Source organism: Candidatus Peregrinibacteria bacterium (assembly GCA_016220175.1).
Lineage (GTDB): Bacteria > Patescibacteriota > Gracilibacteria > CAIRYL01 > CAIRYL01 > JACRHZ01.
In genome coordinates, this window is the sequence record JACRHZ010000029.1 from 1 (window position 1) to 7745 (window position 7745).

Annotated in this window: 5 protein-coding genes and 1 tRNA gene; 3 read left to right on the forward strand and 3 right to left on the reverse strand. The window is 39.1% G+C overall.

Annotated features, from left to right (window positions below; all coding sequences use genetic code 11):
• Positions 1 to 228: 228 nt before the first annotated feature.
• A complete protein-coding gene (locus HZA38_02735) occupies positions 229 to 3279 on the reverse strand; it encodes an S-layer homology domain-containing protein (GenBank protein MBI5414407.1) in 3051 nt (1016 codons plus the stop codon).
• Between the two features lie 91 nt (positions 3280 to 3370).
• Positions 3371 to 5578 carry an ATP-dependent DNA helicase RecG gene (gene recG, locus HZA38_02740; GenBank protein ID MBI5414408.1) on the reverse strand — a complete coding sequence of 736 codons (2208 nt, stop codon included), beginning with the start codon at positions 5576 to 5578 and terminating at the stop codon, positions 3371 to 3373.
• A gap of 274 nt (positions 5579 to 5852) precedes the next feature.
• Here recG and HZA38_02745 point away from each other — a divergent pair.
• Positions 5853 to 5927: transfer RNA gene (locus tag HZA38_02745), tRNA-Ser, on the forward strand.
• A 22-nt stretch (positions 5928 to 5949) separates the two neighbouring features.
• Positions 5950 to 6138: a hypothetical protein gene (locus HZA38_02750; GenBank protein MBI5414409.1), complete on the forward strand. Its 189-nt coding sequence runs from the start codon at positions 5950 to 5952 to the stop codon at positions 6136 to 6138.
• An 85-nt stretch (positions 6139 to 6223) separates the two neighbouring features.
• Here the strand turns inward: HZA38_02750 and HZA38_02755 are convergent, their stop codons facing one another.
• Positions 6224 to 6517, reverse strand: a complete 294-nt coding sequence (locus HZA38_02755) for a hypothetical protein (GenBank protein MBI5414410.1) — start codon at positions 6515 to 6517, stop codon at positions 6224 to 6226.
• Positions 6518 to 6606: 89 nt separating this feature from the next.
• Between HZA38_02755 and rfbD the strand changes: the two genes are divergently transcribed.
• A complete protein-coding gene (rfbD, locus tag HZA38_02760) occupies positions 6607 to 7506 on the forward strand; it encodes a dTDP-4-dehydrorhamnose reductase (protein MBI5414411.1) in 900 nt (299 codons plus the stop codon).
• Positions 7507 to 7745: the final 239 nt, after the last annotated feature.

Consider the following 7745-nt stretch of genomic DNA (forward strand, 5'->3'; position numbering starts at 1 on the left):
CAATTTGCGATACGATATCTCTGTCTAAGTGAGGATTTCTTTTTCATTTTGAAAGAGGTTATTGTTCCTCCTCATCTTAGACATACTCCTATTCCCGTACAATTTATTTGTGCAACAAAGCCATTACGAATTACGAATGAAAAGTTCCAAATTTGTAATTCATAACTTCCAAAAGGAGCACATTCCGTCATGAAACGTGCTCCTTGAAAAATTAACAATGATCAACATTTAAATAGTTGGTACAGACCTACTCTCTTCCTCTTCGATTGGCGCAGATTTATTCTGTTCGGTTTCTTTGTACTTATCCTCATCGTTGTAGGAAGAAGATGAAGAAGTATCTTCTTCTTTGTCTCCAAACAGAGAATTCAAAGCATTATTGAGAATTTTCGCTATTTCACCTCTTACCACACCATCATCTGGTCTGAAAGTATTTAATTCACCATCACCACTCACAATTCCGCGATTTTTGGCTTCTTCAATGTATTCAAGATCAGGATGAGAAGCAGGAACATCTTTGAATGAACTCGCAGATATTTTTTCTGGATGAATTCCTGCAGCTTCCAAAATCGTTCTTATGACTTCACCACGTGTTGCTTTTCGGTCCAAACTATCGAGATCTTTTACGATACTAAGACCAAGGTTTTCAGCTTGTTTCACATATCCTCGAGCCCAATGATCTTCAGCAGATTTTAAATCTGGAGTTCCTCCAGCTTCTCCCACACCTGCGGTTTCCAGTGCCATTTTGAGAAGTTGTCCTACAAGAACCGGATCACCAGGTCCAAATTGACCGGTAAGATCTCCATTCTTGTCTCTGTAACCACTGATGATATTTTTCTGAGAAAGAGTCGCTACGTATCTCGTGAACCAAGAATCATCATCTGCATCGAGAAAAGGGATAATTTTATTTTTGAACTTCTCTTCGCGAGATTTTTCTCTTGCCTCTGCGACTTTCTTTCGAAGTTCTTTAATTTTTGCTGCTTTTTCTGCAGTGCCAAAATTCTCAATTCCTGCTGTAAAATTCTCAACTTCATCTTGTATTTCACTCGCAGACTCTCCATAAAAATTATATCCAGTGAGTTCATTTTGGAGATCTTCCAATTCCTGAGTTCTTACAGAAACTTTCTCATCAAGTGCCTTGAGTTCACTGAGGAGTCTTGCTTTTTGTGCGAGGAGTGGCTCAATATTTTCTTTCCCGGAAATCGTATCCCAGACCGGCATAGCTGTTTCAAATGTATTCTGAAGCTGTTTTTTCCATTTGGATCCTGATTCTTCAATCATCTGGTTAATACTATTTTGATATGTAGACAAGTTCTGAAGGAGTTTATTCATAAATTGTTTTTCCAATTTTTCACTTATTTTCTGAAACATTTCATCTGCTACGCCTTGAAGATCATCGCGTACGTAATGTTTCACATATGCCTCATGATCATCTTGCTCTCCTTTAAAGAATTCTCCACAATCTCTGTCCGCCTTATTTCCAATCTTCTCAAATCTGATTTTTATTTCTTCTTGTTCCCCGACTTTTCCCTCCGCCATTACCTTTTTCAGCCCATCGAGGAGATCTGTAGCCTCACCTATGTATCCAGAGCAAAGCTCTAAGCGGGATCCATCTATTTTCCCATCATTTTTGGCTTCTTCAAGCTGAATTTTTGCACTCTCAATTTCCTTTTCTATTTGTTCAACTTCGAAACCCATAAATTCTGATTCTCTTTTTTGTCCAAAATCATTGGTAATACTATCGAATTCCCCTCTGAGTTCGTTAAATTCATAATCAATAATATCGCGAGCCTCCTGCCCCTTGCCTCCTGAAAGGAGCTCTTCTGCTCTCTTCAGAGTCTCTATCATCTTTTCATACACTTCCTGAAGATGAGCTACTTCTTCTGAAGAAAAAGAGGCGCCTTTTTTCTTTGCTTCTCTCGCAAGATCTGCTACCCAGCGCCCTTTATCTTTCATTTCACGGCTGAGATCCTTGAGCCAACGCGTTAAGTCCTTTTCATTATTTTTCTGAGAAACTGTATCCCAAAACTCCCTGCTGAGTTCATCGAATTCACTATTCACATCCCAAAATGATTGTGTGTCATCTTCCTCTGAAGTATCTTTCATTTTCTGGAGGATTTCTTGGAGATGAGTGAACGTTTTTCCTGTTTCAGTAGTTTCGCAAGATACTTTCTTGCATTCACGAGTCATGTCTTTTATCTGCTTCTCTTTTTCTTTAAGAATTCGCCCTGTGTCTTTCTTTTGATTTTCTTTATTACTTGCTTCATTCAGAGAATTGCGAATATCGTTTGCATCATTATTGGCATCCCAGAAGTCTTGATCAATAGTGTTTAGAGTATCAATGTCTTTCTTCTGAATGGCAGTTTCTATTTGTGCATAAATGTCTTTCATTTTTTGGAGTGCATTTTGCAGCTCTTTCACGTCAACCGATTCTGTTTTCGAATATCTGCTCAGTTCTTTTTCTAAATCCTTAATAACCCTTGCCTTGTCTTTGAGATTTTTTTGTGAGTTTTCAATTTGATTTTGAATGTTCACCACATCGTTATATTCATTAACTTTGTCATGAAAATCACTGTTCACATCATCAAAATCCCTATTTAAATCGTTGATGTCTTTTCCCAAGTCATCAATAGCAGATGAATCTAATCCTGAGGTATTCGTATTTGCGAGCCCCTGCATTTTCGTAAGTATGTCTTTCATTTGCGTGACGTACGCATCGAGCTCTGTCGTATCTACTGCAACATTTTTCGCGTTTCGCTTCAAATCCTTGAGCTGTCTTTCCGTATCCTGAAGTTGTCGTGGTTTTTCTTTGAGTGCGTTATTTTGCGCATTGCTGAAGTTTGAAAATGAATATGCTTTTGAAAACTCATCGCTCACCTCTTGATTTTTCTCATCTTCCTTACTATTAAGATCCCAAAAAGTAGTGAAATCATTAGTATTCAGAGCGCTTTCCATTTGTGAGAGGAAAGTGTTCCATTCTGTCATCTTCGTGGTGAGGAGAGAAAGATCTATCTTTTGGTTTCTAAAATTATTTTTAAGTTCATTCGCTCTGTTGTCGTAATTCTGTTTATCATTTTTGAGAGTGTTCCTCGCATTTTCCAGATCAGGGTTTTGCTCAGAAGACACATCAGCTTTAAAGTCAAGTGGCGGAGAAGATGTGCCAGTACTCTCAAGAATGTCTCCTTTGAGCTCAGAACCGCTGAGGAAACTTACTCCAAAAACGAGTGCTCCGAGAAGAAGGAGTGTCCCAAAAATTGGGAGAAGATTTTTGATATTTTTCATATTTGTATTGGTTATATCATTTGTATTATAACAAAATTAAAAAATTAAGTCAAATTTATTCGCCCCCCCTCTCGTAAATTTGTAACTGACTTTATCCTCCTCCGAGAACCTCCGCATTCATTCGTTCAACCTCGCGCTCAATAAGAGGAAATGCAGAGAATCCTCTCTTTTCTTCCAAAAACTTTTCCGCTTCTTGACGAGCTCTTACGACAAGACGTCCATCCGAAAAAGACGCCATTTTAAGGTCTGGAATTCCACTTTGTTTGAGGCCAAATACTTCTCCCGGACCTCGAAGCTTTAGGTCAATTTCCGCGAGTTTAAAGCCATCATATATTTTTTCCATCGCCTTTATGCGCTCTGTCGGCTGATCTGTTGGAAATAAAAAGCAGTACGATTGCATTTCAGACCTTCCCACTCTTCCTCGGAATTGATGAAGTTGTGCGAGTCCAAATCTTTCCGCTCCTTCAATGAGAATAATATTTGCGTTCGGAATATCAATTCCAACCTCAATCACCGATGTTGAAATAAGAATATCGAATTTTTTATTTTTAAAATTTTCCATAACCTGATCTTTTTCTTTCGGTTTCATTCTTCCATGCACAAGTGCAAGCTTCAAATGGGGAAATATGTCTTTTTTAAGCCTGATAAATTCTTCTTCCGCGGCCTTCGCTTCGATCTTTTCAGATTCAGAAACGAGCGGGCAAATGACAAATGCCTGATGACCTTTTTTCACTTCTTGTTCAACAAAAAGTTCTATTTGTCTTCTCCCCTGAGGCGGAACAACTTTTGTGTGAATCGGTTTTCTTCCAGGCGGCATTTCTGTGAGCACCGAAAGATCTTGGTCACCGAAAGCGACAATTGCGAGTGTTCGAGGAATCGGAGTTGCGGTCATTTGGAGAAGATGCGGAGATCCATGCCTCACGAGCTTTTCTCTTTGTCTCACACCGAATCGATGCTGTTCATCAATAATGACCAGCCCCAGATTTCGGAATTCTACTGTTTCTTCAATAAGCGCGTGCGTTCCCATAATGAGATCGATTTTTCCTTTCCGAAGGTTTTCGAGAATTTCTGCGCGTTTTTTTCCTTTTATGGAACCGGTGAGAAGAGCGGTCTGAAGAGACTGTGTCAAGCAAGAGTCACCCCTCCTTTGGTGACCTTCATTCGGGTCGCCCGAGGACGGGCGACTCCTGGAAAAAACAGTATCTTTTTCTTCCCCTGATTCCTGATTCCTCATTCCTAATTCCTGCTTCCTAATTCCTGCTTCCCCCGTCCGAGGAAATGGAAATAAAGACAACGTCTCCGTTATCTTCTCATAATGCTGCTCAGCCAAAATCTCCGTCGGCGCCATAATCGCCACTTGATAACCCTGAGAAATTACGGCAATTGCAGCAGAAATCGCCACAAGTGTTTTCCCAGATCCAACATCACCTTCGAGAAGCCTCAGCATGGGAACTGGTTTTTCCAAATCTTTTAAAATTTCAAAAATGGCGATTTTTTGCGAATTTGTCGGAACAAATGGCAATGTTGCAAAAAACTGTTTTTGAAGTTCCGGATCGAGAGGAATTTTTCTTGCTTTTCCTTCAGCGCTTTCTTTCCACTTTTTTTTACGATCCAAAGACGCAAGTTGCAAAAGAAAAAGCTCTTCAAATGCGAGTGTTTTTTTGGCATTTTCCAATTTTTCCATTGATGTCGGAAAATGCATTTCAAGAATTGCCTCATGTTTTTCCAAAAAATTCTGTTCGTGAATCACGTCTTCTGGAAGAAGATTCGGAAATGGTTCAATCGTATCGAGAAGCGGGAAAATTTTGGTTCGAAACCACGAAGTGTTCAGTTTTCCGTGTTCGGGATAAATAGGGACAATGCGTCCGGTATGCACCGTTTCTTCGGAAACTTCTTCGAATGTCGGACTTTGAAGAGAAATTTTTCCAAAAGAAAGTTTTGCTTTCCCGACAACTGTTACGAGTTTTCCGGCGGGAATCATTGTGTGGAGATAGGGCTGATTAAACCACACGCATTCCAGACTATTTCCATCTTCATCGGTAAATACAGCTTTAACGAGAATCATGCGATTTCTTGTTTGTTCGCGTCTGACCATGGAAAATCGACCTCTCAGAACATTTTTTTGATCTCCTCTGATTTCCGAAATATGCGTAATATGCGTTTGATCCTCATATTCGCGGGGAAAATACGTGAGGAGATCGGCAACAGTTTGTATTTCGATCTCCTTGAGAAGTTTTACATGACGCTCCGTGGTGCGAAGAACAGAAGAAAGCGAAGTCGAAAGAGGAATCTTTTTCATATTCCTATTCTTCCAGAATTTTTGGATTTTGCAATTTACTTCGCTGTTCTATTCTGTCGTCAAACCTCGTCGACACTTTCGTATACGAAGAATTCTCTCTCAAAACACGGCTTTTTTGGATTTTTCAAAAAGCATTTTTGATTGATTCTTCTCGGCTATTTTGATAGAGTTAAATCAGACGAGTGCCAATGACTATAGTCTTTGGACAATCGCTGTCACAAAAAGAGCTCCTTTGAAAGAGGAGTTTTTTTGTAGACTTGTATTGGTGGAGTTAGGGGCTATAGTTTAATTGGCAGAACACTCGTTTTGACAGCGATTGATACGGGTTCGAGTCCCGTTAGCTCCACCATTATCTTTATAATTTTTTAAACATGAAAAAATCCGTCAAAATCAAAAAGCTTCAAAAATATAAAAGTGGAATGGATTTCTCCGATGCCATGAAAGCAGAAAACATTTACACTGATGATTTTTTGGAAAGCATGAAAGAAGCTGAAAATGATGTGAAAAGTGGAAATGTGAAAGAATATACGAAAGAAGAATTTTTGGATTCGCTCTCATGAAAATTCCTCAAAGCTCGTCGAAGTCTTTTTGACTTCGACGCTCAAGCTCAAGTCTAAAAGACTTGAGCGAGCGTGGGGAGGCAAATTAATTTGTAGAATCGGAAAAAACACTGAATACTTCTTCAGCGGTGGTTATAGTTTCAGGATTTTCACTTTCCCATTTGGCGGTGAGATCAATTCTTACAAAATCGAGTCCACTCTTTTTCCGTAAATCTTCAATGTGACGTTTTACATATTCTGAAAACCATTCTTGGTTTGTGTCATTACTAATGACTTCCGGTAAAGTAACCTTTGAATTAGTTCCATCGAAAACTGTCTTGAATGATGGATCCGTATATTCTCCGTTGAGAACAACTTCTACGACGCGCATACTGTTCATAAAAATAAGAAAAATGGGTCTATATTATATTATATATGTCAATTCTTTTGTGGATTCGTTGTCAAAAATTATGAGAAAATCATGAGGAAATGAAAACTTCACTCCTTCTCTTCGGCTCCAATGGAATGCTCGGAAAAGAGTTTTTTGAGGCATATAAAAAAGATTTTGAGATTATTCCCGTTTCCCTCGATGATCTCGACCTCAGGGAAACAGAAAAGATTCTTCCCAAAATTCTCAAAATCTCTCCAAATGCAATTTTGAACTCTGCCGCGTGGACAGACGTAGAAAAAGCGGAGAATCCAGAAGTTCGGGAAGATGTGTTTCGTTTGAATCGCGATGCGCCGAGAGAAATGGCAAAAGCATGCGGAAAATTGAATATTCCATTTTTTCATGTTTCGACGGACTTTGTCTTTGCCGGTGGCAAAGAAATTACGAATTACAAATTACGAATTACGAATTTTAGTGAAAATTCAGAAAAAAATCCCCTGAATATTTATGGACAATCAAAAAGCGAAGGCGAAAATGCGGCGATGCGAGAATGGGAAAAAACATACATCGTGCGGACAGCGTGGCTGTATGGAAAATTTGGAAGAAATTTTGTGGAGAAAATAATTCAGAGAAGCGGTCAGCAGTCAGCGGTCAGCAGTCAGATTCCGGTCGTGAATGATCAATTTGGAAATCCGACGTGGACGAAATATGTCGCGAAAACTTTGGAAATGTTGATTCGCGATAACGGCGAAAAATACACTCCGGGAATTTATCACGCCGTTTCAGAAGTGGGCGAAACTCCGCCGTCATGGTATGATTTTGCGGTGAAAATATTTGAGTATTCGAACATGGACGTGCATGTGAAAGCCATTTCATCGGCTGAATTTCCATCAAAAGTAAAAAGACCGGTCTCATCGGTTTTGAAAAATACGAAATTGTCAAAGCTACCAACATGGGAAGAGATGATTTCAGAATATCTTTCACAAAAAAAGAATTCTTAAAAATGTTTTTGGGAATCCATATCTTAGTTTTTATACCTGGTAATAATAGAGATTCCCGCTTTCGCGGGAATGACAAAGGGGAGAGAAATTCGTAATTTGGAATGGCTTTGTTGCACAAATCATAATATAGAGACTCAGGAAAGAGCAATTTTCTTTTTCTAAGGTTTTCATACTATTTTGTAACTTTTTGGCATTCCGAGAGCAGTCATACTATTCAAAGCAGAACATATAAGAAAAGA

What these genes read in the sequence shown, in the direction of transcription:
- HZA38_02735 (MBI5414407.1), bottom strand. Translation starts at nt 3,279, where the DNA reads ATGAAAAATATCAAAAATCTTCTCCCAATTTTTGGGACACTCCTTCTT.
- recG (MBI5414408.1), bottom strand. Translation starts at nt 5,578, where the DNA reads ATGAAAAAGATTCCTCTTTCGACTTCGCTTTCTTCTGTTCTTCGCACC.
- rfbD (MBI5414411.1), top strand. Translation starts at nt 6,607, where the DNA reads ATGAAAACTTCACTCCTTCTCTTCGGCTCCAATGGAATGCTCGGAAAA.
- HZA38_02755 (MBI5414410.1), bottom strand. Translation starts at nt 6,517, where the DNA reads ATGAACAGTATGCGCGTCGTAGAAGTTGTTCTCAACGGAGAATATACG.
- HZA38_02750 (MBI5414409.1), top strand. Translation starts at nt 5,950, where the DNA reads ATGAAAAAATCCGTCAAAATCAAAAAGCTTCAAAAATATAAAAGTGGA.